This is a genomic window from Rhizobium sp. 57MFTsu3.2, assembly GCF_012932765.1.
Taxonomy (GTDB): domain Bacteria; phylum Pseudomonadota; class Alphaproteobacteria; order Rhizobiales; family Rhizobiaceae; genus Rhizobium; species Rhizobium altiplani.
The window spans coordinates 25,742-40,081 of record NZ_JDWI01000030.1; the positions used below are offsets into that span (position 1 = coordinate 25,742).

A 14,340-nucleotide genomic window follows, 5' to 3' on the forward strand; every position below is an offset into this window, starting at 1 on the left:
GCATGAAACCTGATAAAAGAAAGGGAACGACGATGAAATCCATAACCAGGTCTCTTCCGGCACTGGCTTCGCTCCTTGCGAGCGTCGCACTGCCGGGTCTGGCAAACGCGACTGTAACCGTGCTCGGCTGGCCAGGCGGCTCGGAGGAAAACGCGCTCAGAGCTACGGTCGAAGCCTACAATGCTAAGGCCGGCATCAGCGACGCCGACAAGGTGCAGTTGCTGTTCTTCAACCGCGATGGCTTCTTCGACAAGCTGCAGGCCGACATGGCCGCCGGCTCCGATGCTTTCGACGTCAATCTGGTTGCCACTTATTCGATTGGCCGTTACGCGCCTTACATGGAGCCTGTAGAACTGGGTTCGGACGCCGCAAAGGTGTTTGGTGAATCTGTCCTCAAGACGATGCAGTTCGATGGCAAGCAGTATGGCGTGCCGACAGACCTCTCCCTGCACTTCATGTACTACCGCAAGGATCTCATCGACGCCCTGATGAAGGACGAGGCGGCCAAGAAGGCCTACGGGGAAATCGCCCAGAAGTACCTCGGCAAGGAACTCCAGCCGAAGGATCCCGACAGCTGGACCTGGGACGATTGGGCAGCAACTGCGCTCTATTTCAGCAAGCAGGCGAATTCGGCAAGTCCCGTGCGCTACGGCACTGTCCTGCAGATGAAGAACCTGCTTTTCAACATGATGGTCTTCCAATCCCTGCCACGCTCCTACGGCGGCAACTGGATGGACAAGGACGGCAAGATCACGGTCGATTCCGATGCGTACAAAACCGGCCTCGAGCTCTACAAGAAGCTCTATGATGCAGGCGCTTCCCCGAAGGATTCGCTGAGCTACGAGTACGCCGAGACCAATGCCGCCTATGGCTCGGGCCAGGCTGCAACTGCGCTGCAATGGAATGCAGCAGCGGCCGATCTGACCAACGCTGAAAAGTCGCCGGCCGTTGCCGGAGTGACCGGCATCGTCGCGCCGCCCGCTGGCCCTGACGGCCGCGCGGACCACATCCACGGCCTCGGGCTTGGCCTTAACAAGAATGCCAAGAACAAGGAAGGTGCGACCAAGTTCCTGAAATGGCTGGCAAGCGAGGATGCGGCACTTCTCTATGCCAAAAGCGGTGGTTCTCCGGCCCTTTCGCCCGAAGTCGTCGCCAAGGTTGCCAGCGAGCGTCCTGATCTCGTCAAACTCGGCGAGTTCGCGAGCAAGTATGGCTATGTGATGAACGGCGCCACCTCCGCCAATGCCTTGTCGGTCTATGAACTTCAGGCAAAGGAGTTCACGGGCTACTGGGCGGGCCAACAGGGCCTCGACGACGCGCTTGCCCATGTGAAGACGGGCATGCAGGATCTCCTGAAGAAGTAGGACGAACCCGGCGTCAGGTTTCGCCTGGCGCCGGCACACCCGGCGGACCATAATGGCTATTGTAAAACGTGCCGAAGGCAGAGCTTATCTCGCACCGCTTGTGGCATTCCTGCTTCTCTTTCTGGGCTTTCCTGCGCTCGTCAACCTCATCTACTCGGTCTCTACCGTCAGCTTCGAGAACCTGCGCAGTCCGAGCCTCAGCGGGCTTGGCAACTACGCATCAGTGCTGGTAGACCGAGAGTTCTGGCAGGCTGTATCTTTCTCGATGCGCTTTGGCATCCTGACCGCGCTTGCCGAATGCCTGATCGGCCTGTTCCTTGCGATCTTCCTTGCGCCACTGCTTGCGAAGCGATCGTTTCTGATGGCGCCGTTGATGCTGCCATTGATGGTCGCTCCCGCAATGATCGGCCTGATGTATCGGCTTGTGCTGCATGAGTTTGCCGGGCCGGTGCCCTACTATCTTTTCCTGTGGTTCGGTGACAGCCCGGCCTTCCTCGACATCAATAATGCCTTTCGCACGCTGATCGTCGTCGAAACGCTGCAGTGGACGCCGTTTGCCTTTCTGCTCTTTTATATGGCCTACGTTGCGATACCTCTCGATGTGCGGGAAGCGGCCGCGCTCGACGGCGCCCCCTGGTTCAAGATCCTGTGGTGGATCGAACTGCCGCTGATGCTTCCCACACTCGTCATCGCCTTCTTCATCCGCTTCATCGACGGTTTTCGCGTGTTCGACAACGTTTATGCGCTGACCGGCAGTGGCGCCGGCGGATCAACGACATCGCTTTCGATCTACATCTACCAGGCCTTTTTCAAGGAGGGCGCCATCGGCAAGGCGGTTGCGGCATCCGTCATGTTGTTCGTCGCCTCGCTTGCGGTGCTCTATGGTCTCAACTGGCTTGCCGGTCGCAGGAGGACATAGCGATGCTGAACACTGCTCGTTGGCTCGTCTTTGCAATTGCTACGCTCGCAATGAACTTTCCGGTCATCGTTACACTCGTCACCTCGTTGAAGAGCGCGAGTGAACTGTCAATCAATCCCGGTCTCTGGATAAGCCAGCCGACACTTGAGAACTACCTTCGGGTTCTGACCCACACGGATCGGTTCAATATTTACTCGTATCTCTTCAACAGTACGATTGCCTCGCTCATCGGAACGAGCCTTGCGATCCTTCTGGCCTTCCCGGCGGCCTATGCCATTGCTCGAAGCGAGGCGGGCAAGCGCACCCTGTTGCCTGTCATCATAAACCTGCGGGCCGTGCCACTGATCATTTTCGCGATCCCGCTTTATATGATGTATCAATGGCTTGGTCTTTTGGATACGCGGCTTGGGCTGGGCCTGATCTTGACGATTGTCAATACTCCACTTGCGCTCGTCATCATGGTCAATGCCATTTCCGACGTGCCCCTGGAACTTGACGAAGCAGCGAAGGTGGATGGTGCCAGCTCCTGGCAAGTAATGCTGATGATCATCCGGCCCGTCGTCAGGCCGGCATTGGTGACCACCTTCATCTTCGGCTTCATCACCGCCTGGAACGAGTTCCTGTTTGGCCTCATGCTGACAACCAGCCAGGCCGTTCCAATGACCGTCGGCGCCTCCTTCTTCTTTGCCGCCAGCGGAGGCGGGGTGCAGTGGGGAACCGCATCGGCCGTCATGATGCTCGGCGCGCTGCCGCCTGCGGTGCTCGGTCTCGTCATGTACAGGCAGATTTCCGGCTCAATGACCGCTGGCGCCGTGAAGGGGTAGGGACACCTGCAAGGCCCCAGGGTCTCTTCCGAAACCCGGATGAATCTTGTCGATCAGTGTTTGCTAATATACCTTTGCAGGGTTGGCAACGAAGGATCCGGGCCATGCTGAGACTATCTCTTGTCGCCTCCGCCCTGCTGTCATTATCCGTGCTCAGCGCTTTCGGTGACAGCCCCTGGTATCGGATGGTTCCGGTACCAAATGCGCCAGGCTGCAAGGTTCTTGCCGATCCGGGCGGCCGGCCCATTTTGCAACGTTACGAAAAAGGCGGCACGCGCATGTATGGCATCGGTGGCAAGGCATGCCCGGAAAAGTTCCCGGGAATAGACTCCGCCAAGATTTCGATCGCGCGGTCGATCACGACGGACGGGAATTTTGCTCGTATCACAACAAGGACACGCAAGCTGGTGGTCACCCGAGCGGGCACCGGCAACAACTATCAGTTCGCAGTCAACAAGCTGGACGTACCGAGATAGCCGAGTCCAGCGGTTTTCCCGAAAAACTCAATGTTTTCAGGTTCGACAGCGATCCCGGTTACATGGTAGGGCAGGAAGCGCGGTTCCGGCGCGCAAATCGCACCAACGACCTGGCTTCCGCTCGGCAAATATGGCGCAGGTCGGCGACGAATCCGGCGCATGTAGCGCCGATCTGAGATAACGACACGCGAAAGTGGGCGGATCCAAAGAACAGATCAGGATCAGAGACCTTGCGCGAATACAAATTAATAGAAACCCATCAAGAAAATACAATCTATGCTGCGTATTCCAAAACTATACTTTCCATGATTCGAAATATATTCAGGCATTGTCTCAACGTTACGCAATAAGGCGTATTCGAGGATAATTGTTGGGCACGTTTAACCCATGCTAACTATACGGCAGGGTTGAGGGTGTGCTTCATGACCATTCCAGTCGAACAGAGCTGGGGCCCGCATCTTTCGGTCAAGAGCGACCGGAAATGGTTCGGCTTCCACAGCATCGCGATTACCTGCATCGCAGCGGCGTTCGATTTTGTCGTCCTCCTTGCGGCGAGCGCCGCAGGGCATTTGTTCTATGAGCAGATTACCTACGGCACCCTGGCTGACCCGTCACGCTACATCGGGATCGGTTTGCTTGTGGCAACGATTTTCGTACTGGCGATGTTCAGCGTCCACGCTTATCGACCAAGCGAAATGTTCTCCTTCCGTCGCCAATTGTTGCTGATCGTCGCGTTCCTCCCGGCCGCCCTGTTCTTCCTTTTCGCCGTCATCCTGTTCCTCAAGATCGACATGACGATATCGCTGGGCGCAATCGTCACAAGTGCGGCCCTCTCTTTAAGCGGACTGACGGCTTTGCGCTTGTTCTGGTATCGCTACCTTAACAGGGCGATGGCGCGCGCGGCGTTCCCCAGCCGTCGGGTCCTGCTTGTATGCCCAGGCGCGATGTCGACGGAACCGGTTGTTCAACGTGCCGCACTCAGCGGTCTCTCCGTTGAGCATACGATGCGAATTTCCGAGGGTGATCATTCGCTGGCCTCTACGAGCGACGCTTATGTGAAGAGCGGCATAGGCGACGTCGATGAGGTCTTGGTTGCCTGGAGTGACTACGGCAATTTGCGGGCGCTCGAGGAGTGTCTGAACACCCTGCGCCAGTTCTGTGTGCCGGTAAACGTCATGTTCGGCGGAGTGGTCGGTGATGTCGTCGAGGGCTTCGCGCAGACTGTCGGAGAACGGCGCGTATTTCAGACCCATCGCCCACCGCTCGAGCTTTACGAACGCGGGCTGAAGAGAGCGTTCGATATCGCCTTCTCGATAGCCGCGCTGGTGGTCATGTTCCCGATCTGCGCTGCGGTTGCCGTCGCCATCAGGCTCGACAGTCCCGGACCGATTTTCTTTGCGCAGTCTCGAAAAGGATATAACGGACGGACATTCCGGATCCTCAAGTTTCGTAGCATGTCTGTCATGGAAAATGCCGGTGACGTGCGCCAGGCAACACGCAATGATCCTCGCGTCACCCGAGTTGGCGGCTTTATTCGATCAACAAGCCTGGATGAACTGCCGCAGTTCTGGAACGTTCTTAGAGGTGACATGTCTGTGGTTGGCCCGCGTCCGCATGCGTTGGTGCACGATGATCTCTACGGAGCGCTTATTGCCCAATACGCATCCCGTCGCCACGTCAAGCCAGGCCTGACAGGCTGGGCCCAGATCAACGGATGCCGAGGGGAAACCCCGACCGTGGATCGCATGGCTGACCGCGTTCGCCACGACATCTGGTACATCAATAACTGGTCGCTGTGGCTCGATCTGAAAATAGTCTTCATGACGATTGGCACTGTGATCGGCCGCCGCAACGCCTACTAGCTCGTCATCGTTTGCAGGTGTTTGCAAGGTGCCTCTTCGTGACGATCGCTCCCATATGGCTGCGTCCGCGAACGATCACGCATGTCAATCTCGACCGGAGCCTCGCTTCGCGGCGATGGCCTTCTTCTTTGTGCTTGGCTATTCGCAGTCTCCGATGCTGATTACGATCAGATGCATTGTCGGCGCCGGCCTTTCGGAATTACTTCAACTGCTGTCGCCGTCACGACATGCGCGAATGCCCGACGCCATAGCGAAATCCGTCGGAGCCGCCGCCGGCGCTTTGGCAGCGATAGTAACTCTGTCGACCGCTGCCTGAGCAAGAATTGACGCTACGGCTGCGGTTGCAATCGCGCTTTCCGGAAACGTTTTTGTGTGGCAGATAGGGACCTGCCGCGTTCAATCCGGGAGGAAGATTGTCGCAAATGAAGGGAATTCGCCAACTCGCCAAGCATCTCGACATTTCGATCGGGACCGTTTCGCGTGCGCTGAACGACAGGCCCGACGTCAACGAGGAAACCCGCAAGCGCGTGCTCGCGGCGGCAGAGGAGCTGGGTTATGTGGCAAACCAGTCCGGCCGGAGCCTCCGACAGGGCACGACCAATGTCATCGGCCTGATGATCGAGTCCAGCAAGGAAACGGTCGAAAACAGCGACAACTTCTTCCTCGGCGTTACTGGTGGCCTGCAGAGTGTCCTGTCCCGTCACAAACTTGATCTGTTGATGTTGCCGTGCCCAAACGACGAGGATCCGCATGAATACCTCAAGCGCATGGTCGCGCGACGCATCGTCGATGCGATGATCATCTCGGCGACGCAGCGGGTCGACAAGCGCATCGATCTTCTGGTGAAGGCCAAGATACCCTTCGTCGCGCTTGGCCGCAGCACGTCCGGCGGAAGCCACCCCTGGATCGATCTGGACTTCGAGGGCGTTGCAGCCTGCGCTGTCGATCGTCTCGTGTCGAAGGGACATCGCCGTATCGCGATCGCGGCGCCATCCAATGACATCAACCTCGGCTATATTTTCGTCGATGCCTATCGCCAATCACTGGAGCGCCACGGAATAGCCTATGATCCGTCGCTGGTAATCCGCGTCAAATCGAGCGAGCAGGGCGGCTATCAGGCCGGTCATGAGATGCTACGGCTCAACAGCAAGCCGACGGCCATCATTCTGATCTACGAGTTGATGGCGATTGGTCTCTACCGGCGTATGAACGAGGCGGGCATCGTTCCTGGTCGAGATCTGGCGGTTATCGGCTTTCGTGAGGAACCTCGCGGAAAATTTCTGCAGCCATCGCTAACCTGCTTCCGCATGTCACTGCGCGATCTCGGCGTCGAGCTCGCCGAGACCTTGCTCGCGACGATGCCGGCTTACGCAGAGCATTATCCCAGGGGTGCCCGCAACACGATCTGGCCCCTTGAGCTCGTCCCGGGCGAGAGCGACGCCTTTTCGCTGGAGGCATAGTCTCCAGCGTGGTCGGAAGGCCCTGCTCATCGCTTCCCAGTGCAGGCGGTTTTTGCCACCGCGCATCGGCTTGGTTGGCCCCTAGTGGTTCGAGCCCTGCAAATCCCTTCCGAAAAAATAAAAAAATCTTCACAAACGCTCTTGCGGTTTCCCCGCGATCCGCATAAATCACGGCCACCGACGCGGCGGACCAAACGGGACCGATTTCGCGAGGGCGATTAGCTCAGTTGGTAGAGCGCCTCGTTTACACCGAGGATGTCGGGAGTTCGAGTCTCTCATCGCCCACCATTCTTCTCCCTTACGTTTCAAAAACCTAAGTTATATCAAGGGCTACCTGAGACCCGAGTCGTGTACACGGGTGACGTACATGGTGCATTTGATCACGAATCCGACCAAAGGCCCGAAGGGCGTCTACTACTGCGTCAAGCGAGTTCCCAAAGACCTGATCGCCAAGATTGGTAAAGAGCGCTACTCGATTTCCCTCCGAACTAAGGACCCAAGAGAGGCCAAACGCCTGTGCGGGGAAATGGACTTTCAGAAGGATAGAGAGTTCAGGGCGCTACGCGAAGAACCGCAGCCGCTGGCCTTCAAGGATATCGTGGGGCCTTGCGGGGCTGGCCTGTCGTCGTCTTGTCGAACGGCAGACTGCTGAGCCTGGAGAGGAAAGCGTCTGGCGCTCTTGGCTCTCCTTGCAAGAGCGCATCTCTGCGGGCGACCGTGGGGCCTTGCACGGAAGGGTCCCACCGTAGCAACTCTCACGGCAAAGGACGTTGAGGCGTGGAAGTGCGCCATGCTGCAGAAGGGTGATATCTCCAACAATACCGTCAAGCAACGTATTCAGAACCTAAGGACAGTCGTTGAGTAGCGCGAGAGCAGAGCCTTGGGGAATTGTTTCCGAACGCCATCCCTCTCGCCTTAGTGACGCTGCCCGCGTACCGCTCCGTCAACAGCGCAGATCGAACTTATACAATGGACGAAGCCAAAGCCGTGCTTTAGGCGGCCTCTCTGGTCGCTGGCATCGGGAACGGGCGGGCCGGACACGCGCAGGTCCGAAGCCATTTACCGCGGCGAGATCAGTCAGATTTTTTCCGTGCTGCGGTGCAGCACGTATTTATCTAAAGCCCTAGGTTTGCAGGTGTTTTCCGCAGCATTTCGCACTGTTTGAACCACTATTGACACCAAGAAACGTTTCCGCTTAGTATCGTAAACGTTTACGGGATGCGTTTCGGGAGGAAAACCGGAAACGATCCACCGGAGGAAATCGTGATTTTGAATGCCGTTCTATGCGGGTGCGGAGCCATGTCCAAAGGCTGGTTGCGCGCCATCAAGGAAACCCCGGCTCTTGCAGCCGCGATCGAGGTCAAGGGCCTCGTCGATGTCAATCCGGCAGCCGCTGAAGCACTTGCCGCCGAGTTCGGTCTTGAGGGCGCTGTCATCGGCAACGATCTTGCCGACGTCATCGCCAGGACCAAGGCCGACATCGTATTCGACGTCGTCATACCGACAGCCCGTTTCAATGTCGTCTCGACGGCGCTGAAGGGAGGTTGCCATGTTCTCAGCGAAAAGCCGATGGCGACCTCGCTTGCAGAAGGAGCCGCGCTGATCGATCTCGCCGCCGAGACCGGCAAGATCCACGCCATCATCCAGAACCGCCGCTTCATCTCCGGTGTCCGCCGCATGCGCCGCTTCGTCGAGAGCGGGGCGATCGGTGACCTGACCGCCATCCATTGCGACTTCTTCCTCGGCCCGCATTTCGGCGGTTTTCGCGAGGAGATGGACAATGTGCTTCTGCTCGACATGGCTATCCATACCTTCGACGCAGCACGCTATGTCGCTGACAAGAAGCCGCTTGCCGTCTATTGCGTCGAACGCAATCCGACCGGATCCTGGTACAAGCACGGCGCATCCGCCAATGCCACCTTCGAATTTTCCGACGACGTCGTCTTCACCTATCGCGGCTCCTGGTGCGCTGAAGGTGAGCGCACGAGCTGGGAAAGCGAATGGCGTCTCGTCGGCTCGAAGGGCATGCTGACCTGGGATGGCGGCGATACATTCAATGCAGCTGTCGCCGGCAAGGATCCCGGCCTCCTGCACGGCTTTACGCCCGTAAACGTTCCCGAGCCCGCGCACGAAGAAGAAACGCACGGCCATGCCAGCGTCATTGCAAGCTTCGTCGAGGCGATCAAGACAGGCAAGCGGCCCGAAACCGCAAGCTCCGACAATATCAGAAGCCTCGCCATGGTCTTCGGCGCGATCGAAAGCGCCAAGACCGGCAAGCGCATCGAAATTTCAGCATAAGGAAAAGCGATTGTGAGCAACCCCGCCAAGTCCATTCGTATCGGCACCATGGTCAGCGCCTCCAAGGGCGGCGCCGACAAGCGCATCGGCCAGATTGCCGATATGGGCTTTGAAAGCTTCGAACCCTTCTTCTGGCAGACGACCAACGGCCAGAATCTGGCCGAACTCGGCAAACGCTCACGCGACGCCATCGGTGACCGTGACATCACGATCTCGACGCTCGGCATGTTCGGCAATCCGCTGGAAACGACCGACATCGACCTGCAGACGCTGCAGGGCTGGAAGGATTGCATCGACAATGCTCACCATTTCGGCGCAACCTGCGTTGCCGGCTTTACCGGTCGAATCCGCAACAAGCCGCTGACCGACAGCCTGCCGCGCTACAAGGAAATCTGGAGCGAGCTTTCAAAGCGCGCCGCCGACAAGGGCGTCAAGATCGCGTTCGAAAACTGCGCCATGGACGGCAACTGGGCGACCGGCGACTGGAACATCGCGCACAACCCGGATGCCTGGGAACTGATCTTCAACGAAACGCCGGACGATCATATCGGCCTTGAGTGGGAGCCCTGCCATCAGATGGTCTATCTGATCGAGCCGCTGCCGCAGATCCGCAAGTGGGCCAAGAAGATCTTCCACGTGCACGGCAAGGACGCGACGATCCGCTGGGACGTCATCAAGGAACATGGCATTTTCGGCAAGGAGAAGTTTGTCTTCATGCGTACGCCGGGCTTCGGCGACAGCAACTGGACGGACATCATTTCCGAATTGCGGCTTGCCGGCTGGTCCGGTTCGATCGATATCGAAGGCTGGCACGACCCGGTTTATCGCGACGCGCTGGAAATGACCGGTCAGGTTTATGCGCTCAACCATCTCAAGCATGCCCGGGGCGCCGATTTCGTCGTCGATCCGGTTTGATGACATCGCGGCCGGCGAGGAGGAATCGCCGGCTTCCGACAGGATAACCACAAAGGAGGAGAACTATGGGTATCCGCAAGTTTGCAATGATCGGCGCCTTGGCGCTCGCAGGCGTTTCTCTCTTCGGCCTGGCCGCCAAGGCCGAAGACGTCACCTTGACCCTCTGGTCGCTGGACAAGGACATCCAGCCGGCGCCGAACCTCGTCAAGGAATTCAACGCCCAGAACAATGGCATCAAGATCGAATATCGTCTGATCCAGTTCGATGATGTCGTCACCGAGGCCATGCGCGCCTATGCCACCGGCCAGGCCCCTGACATCATCGCCGTCGACAACCCCGAGCACGCGATGTTCTCTTCGCGCGGGGCCTTCCTCGACATTACCGACATGATCAAGGGATCATCGGTCATCAAGCCGGAAAACTACTTCCCAGGTCCGCTGAAGTCCGTCGAATGGGACGGCAAGTACTACGGCGTGCCGAAGGCGACCAACACGATCGCGCTCTACTACAACAAGGACATGTTCAAGGCGAAGGGCCTCGACCCGAACAAGCCGCCGCAGACCTGGGACGAGCTTGTCGAGGATGCCCGCAAGCTGACCGACCCCGCAAAGAACGTCTATGGTCTCGCCTTCTCGGCCAAGGCAAACGAGGAAGGCACCTTCCAGTTCCTTCCCTGGGCCCAGATGGCGGGCGGCGGTTATCAGAACATCAATGCCGAAGGCGCGGTCAAGGCGCTTGAAACCTGGAAGACGATCATGGACGAGAAGCTTGCTTCTCCGGACACCTTGACGCGCGGCCAGTGGGATTCGACCGGCACCTTCAACTCCGGCAATGCCGCGATGGCGATCTCCGGTCCTTGGGAACTCGACCGCATGACCAAGGAGGCGAAGTTCGACTGGGGCGTTGCCCTGCTTCCGGTTCCGAAGGAAGGCGCTGAGCGTTCCTCGGCAATGGGCGACTTCAACTGGGCTATTTTCTCCAGCACGAAGCATCCGGCCGAAGCCTTCAAGGCACTGGAGTTCTTTGCCTCGAAGGACGACAAGATGTTCAAGAACTACGGCCAGCTTCCGGCCCGTTCCGACATCACCATCCCGGAAACCGGCGAGAAGCTCAAGGATGAGGCGCTGAAGGTCTTCATCGAACAGCTGAAGTACGCCAAGCCTCGCGGCCCGAATCCGCAATGGCCGAAGATCTCCAAGGCGATCCAGGACGCGATCCAGGCTGCCCTGACCGGCCAGATGAGCCCGAAGGACGCGCTCGATCAGGCTGCCGACAAGATCAAGGCTGTGCTCGGCTAATCCACTCTGCATAACCGGATGGCTTTCGGGCCGTCCCTACCATTTCCTCCCGGCAGGGGCTGTCTTGCAGCGCAAGCTTCAGGCAGCCCCGTTCGGAGTATTGGAGGATCGATGAAACGGATTCTTTCAAGCGTCAGAGACGGCCGCGGCTTCGACATCACCCTGGTCGCCTTTCCGCTGGCCTTCCTGTTCCTGATGGCGGGACTGCCGCTCATCTACAATGTGGTGATGAGCTTCCAGGAGGTTGACATGTTCAGCCTCGGAACCTTCTCGCGCCCCTTCGTCGGCTTCAAGAACTATACCGATCTCTTTGCCCAGCCGGAAACCTGGCCGATCCTCGGCAATACGGTGATCTTCGTCGTCGGCTCGATCGCAGGTCAGTTTCTGATCGGATTTGGCCTGGCGCTGTTCTTCTGGGTCAATTTCCCCGGCGCCTCGTGGCTGCGCGGCCTGTTTCTCGTCTCCTGGGTCATGCCCGGCCTTGTCGTCGGAGCGATCTGGAACTGGATTCTCTCGGGCGATTTCGGCGTCCTCAACTTCATCCTGAAGGAGAGCGGCATCATTAGTAGCAACATCTTCTGGCGCTCCGATCCGCATTTTTCGCTCTATGCGGTCATCATCGCCAATGTCTGGCTGGGAACCGCCTTCAACATGATCCTGCTGTCGGTCGGCCTGTCCGGCATCCCCGGTGACCTCTATGAAGCCGCCGAACTCGACGGTGCCAATGCCTGGCAACGCTTCTGGACGATCACGCTGCCGATGATGCGTTCCACGATCGGCGCCATCATCGCACTTGGGCTGATCTTCACGCTGCAGCAGTTCGATCTCTTTGCCGCCATCACCTCGGGCGGCCCGAACAACTCGTCCAACGTCACGCAGTACTGGGCCTGGGACCTGTCCTTCCGCCAGTATGATTTCGCCAAGGGCGCGACCATCTCCGTCATCATGATCATCTTCGTCATGTTCGCCTCGGTCGTCTATGTCCGCTCCACACGTCATGAGGTGCGCGGATGAGCGATACGACACGCAATCGAATTATGCTCGTGATCGCCATCCTCATGGCGGCGATCTATCTGTTCCCGCTCTACTGGATGTACATCACGGCCCTCAAGGGCGGGTCCGAGATGTTCGCAACGCCCCCGAGCTTCTGGCCGGGCGACCCGCAATGGGGAACCTTCGGCTATGTCTGGGAAAGCCGCGGCATGGGCCGGTATCTCTGGAACTCGCTGGTCATCGCCGTCGGCGCCGTTACCCTGATCACCGTTCTTGGCGTCGGCTGCGCCTATGTTCTGGCGCGCTACCGCAACGTCTGGGTCGACATCGGTCTGTTCATGATCCTGATGCTGCAGGTCCTGCCGGCATCGTTGATGGTGACCCCGATCTTCGTCGGCTTCTCGCAACTGGGCATGCTCGACTATCCGCGCCTTGCCGTCATCATCGCGATCGCCGCCAAGAGCATGCCCTTCTTCGTCGTCCTGGTGCGCGCCACCTTCATGGCGGTGCCGATGGAACTCGAGGAAGCAGCGCTGGTCGACGGCAACAGCCGCGTCGGTGCCTTCTTCAGTATCGTGCTGCCGCTTGCCCGCAATGGCATCCTCGTCAGCGCCATCCTCATCTTCATGCAGGCATTCGGTGAGTTCGTCTATTCGAAGTCGATGATCCAGGCTGCCGAGCTTCAGCCGGCGAGTGTCGGTCTCAACTCCTTCATGGGACCGAACACCAACGAGTGGAACAACATCATGGCCTACGCCACGATGTATGTGACGCCGATCCTCGCCATCTTCGTTCTCTTGCAGCGCCGCATCGTATCCGGCCTCACCTCTGGAGCCCTTAAATGACCAATCAGATCGAGCTCAGCGGCGTCAACAAGCACTACGGCGCGTTTCATGCCCTGAAGAACATCAACCTGTCGATCGCAAAGGGCACCTTTGTTGCACTCGTCGGTCCGTCCGGCTGTGGCAAGTCCACACTGCTTCGTTCGCTCGCAGGCCTTGAGAGTATCTCTGAGGGTGAGTTGAAGATCGCCGGCGAGTTGATGAACAACGTGCCGCCGCGCAAGCGCGATGTCGCCATGGTCTTCCAGTCCTACGCGCTCTATCCGCACATGACCGTCGAGGAGAACCTGACCTACAGCCTGCGCATTCGCGGCGTCGCCAAGGCGCAAGCCAAAAAGGCGGCGGAGGAGGTCGCTGCTACAACTGGCTTGTCGCATCTGTTGAAGCGTTACCCGCGCGAGCTTTCCGGCGGCCAGCGCCAGCGCGTTGCAATGAGCCGCGCCATCATCCGCCATCCGAAAGCATTCCTGTTCGATGAGCCCCTCTCCAACCTCGATGCCGCACTGCGTGTTCACATGCGCAAGGAAATCCGGGCGCTGCACGACCGTCTGCATGCCACCTCGGTCTATGTCACCCACGACCAGATCGAGGCCATGACAATGGCCGACCATGTGGTCGTCATGCGCGAGGGCGTGATCGAGCAGCAAGGCAAGCCGCTCGATCTCTACGACAAGCCCGCCAACAAGTTCGTTGCAGGTTTCATCGGCTCACCGGCCATGAACTTCATCCCGGCGGTAGCAGGCGAAGACGGCAGCAGCCTGACCATCGATCTCGGCAGCGTGAAGCACAAGATCGCGATCGACCATCAGATCCAGCCAGGCCGCAAGGTGACTGCCGGCATTCGTCCCGAGCATATCGGCGTAACCGCACCCGGGCAGGGCACCTTCGATGTGCCTGTCGCGGTGGTGGAATCCACCGGCTCATCCACCTTCGTCACGGCGGCGACGACCCCCGAGCTGACGATCGTCGAGACGGGCCGCGGTACAGCACGCGCAGGCGAAACGGTCGGCATGACCGTCGATCCATCGCAACTGCACCTCTTCGACGACGCGAGCGGCGTGCGCCTCTGAAGTATAAGGCGGCCGGAAA

At 58.7% G+C, this 14,340-nt stretch carries 13 protein-coding genes and 1 tRNA gene; all 14 read left to right on the forward strand.

Annotation, left to right across the window (positions count from 1 at the left end; translation table 11 throughout):
- Positions 1-32 precede the first annotated feature (32 nt).
- The 14 genes from AF71_RS24965 (at position 33) to AF71_RS25030 (ending at position 14,321) form a co-directional block, all read left to right on the forward strand.
- On the forward strand, positions 33-1,364 hold the full coding sequence (locus tag AF71_RS24965) for an extracellular solute-binding protein (protein WP_169683697.1): 1,332 nt from the start codon (positions 33-35) through the stop codon (positions 1,362-1,364).
- A 52-nt stretch (positions 1,365-1,416) separates the two neighbouring features.
- Complete coding sequence (locus AF71_RS24970) at positions 1,417-2,283, forward strand: sugar ABC transporter permease (protein ID WP_169683698.1); 867 nt, start codon at positions 1,417-1,419, stop codon at positions 2,281-2,283.
- 2 nt (positions 2,284-2,285) lie between these two features.
- The gene (locus tag AF71_RS24975; RefSeq protein ID WP_025658223.1) at positions 2,286-3,107 is read left to right on the forward strand and encodes a carbohydrate ABC transporter permease; all 822 of its coding nucleotides are present in this window, start codon (positions 2,286-2,288) and stop codon (positions 3,105-3,107) included.
- A 104-nt stretch (positions 3,108-3,211) separates the two neighbouring features.
- Positions 3,212-3,583, forward strand: coding sequence for a hypothetical protein (locus AF71_RS24980; RefSeq protein ID WP_169683700.1), 372 nt, complete (start codon positions 3,212-3,214; stop codon positions 3,581-3,583).
- A gap of 422 nt (positions 3,584-4,005) precedes the next feature.
- A complete protein-coding gene (locus tag AF71_RS24985) occupies positions 4,006-5,445 on the forward strand; it encodes an exopolysaccharide biosynthesis polyprenyl glycosylphosphotransferase (protein ID WP_210258384.1) in 1,440 nt (479 codons plus the stop codon).
- A 422-nt stretch (positions 5,446-5,867) separates the two neighbouring features.
- Complete coding sequence (locus AF71_RS24990; protein WP_169683701.1) at positions 5,868-6,905, forward strand: LacI family DNA-binding transcriptional regulator; 1,038 nt, start codon at positions 5,868-5,870, stop codon at positions 6,903-6,905.
- A gap of 212 nt (positions 6,906-7,117) precedes the next feature.
- Positions 7,118-7,193, forward strand: a tRNA-Val gene (locus tag AF71_RS24995).
- Between the two features lie 79 nt (positions 7,194-7,272).
- Positions 7,273-7,557, forward strand: a complete 285-nt coding sequence (locus AF71_RS25000) for a DUF6538 domain-containing protein (protein WP_169683703.1) — start codon at positions 7,273-7,275, stop codon at positions 7,555-7,557.
- Between the two features lie 611 nt (positions 7,558-8,168).
- Positions 8,169-9,203 carry a Gfo/Idh/MocA family oxidoreductase gene (locus AF71_RS25005; RefSeq protein WP_169683705.1) on the forward strand — a complete coding sequence of 345 codons (1,035 nt, stop codon included), beginning with the start codon at positions 8,169-8,171 and terminating at the stop codon, positions 9,201-9,203.
- A 12-nt stretch (positions 9,204-9,215) separates the two neighbouring features.
- Positions 9,216-10,118, forward strand: a complete 903-nt coding sequence (locus tag AF71_RS25010; RefSeq protein WP_169683707.1) for a sugar phosphate isomerase/epimerase — start codon at positions 9,216-9,218, stop codon at positions 10,116-10,118.
- 65 nt (positions 10,119-10,183) lie between these two features.
- On the forward strand, positions 10,184-11,416 hold the full coding sequence (locus AF71_RS25015) for a sugar ABC transporter substrate-binding protein (RefSeq protein ID WP_018856680.1): 1,233 nt from the start codon (positions 10,184-10,186) through the stop codon (positions 11,414-11,416).
- Positions 11,417-11,527: 111 nt separating this feature from the next.
- Positions 11,528-12,430, forward strand: coding sequence for a sugar ABC transporter permease (locus AF71_RS25020; protein ID WP_018856679.1), 903 nt, complete (start codon positions 11,528-11,530; stop codon positions 12,428-12,430).
- Complete coding sequence (locus AF71_RS25025) at positions 12,427-13,254, forward strand: carbohydrate ABC transporter permease (protein WP_113161420.1); 828 nt, start codon at positions 12,427-12,429, stop codon at positions 13,252-13,254. Before AF71_RS25020 ends, AF71_RS25025 begins: the two co-directional genes overlap by 4 nt.
- The gene (locus tag AF71_RS25030) at positions 13,251-14,321 is read left to right on the forward strand and encodes an ABC transporter ATP-binding protein (protein ID WP_169683708.1); all 1,071 of its coding nucleotides are present in this window, start codon (positions 13,251-13,253) and stop codon (positions 14,319-14,321) included. Before AF71_RS25025 ends, AF71_RS25030 begins: the two co-directional genes overlap by 4 nt.
- Positions 14,322-14,340: the final 19 nt, after the last annotated feature.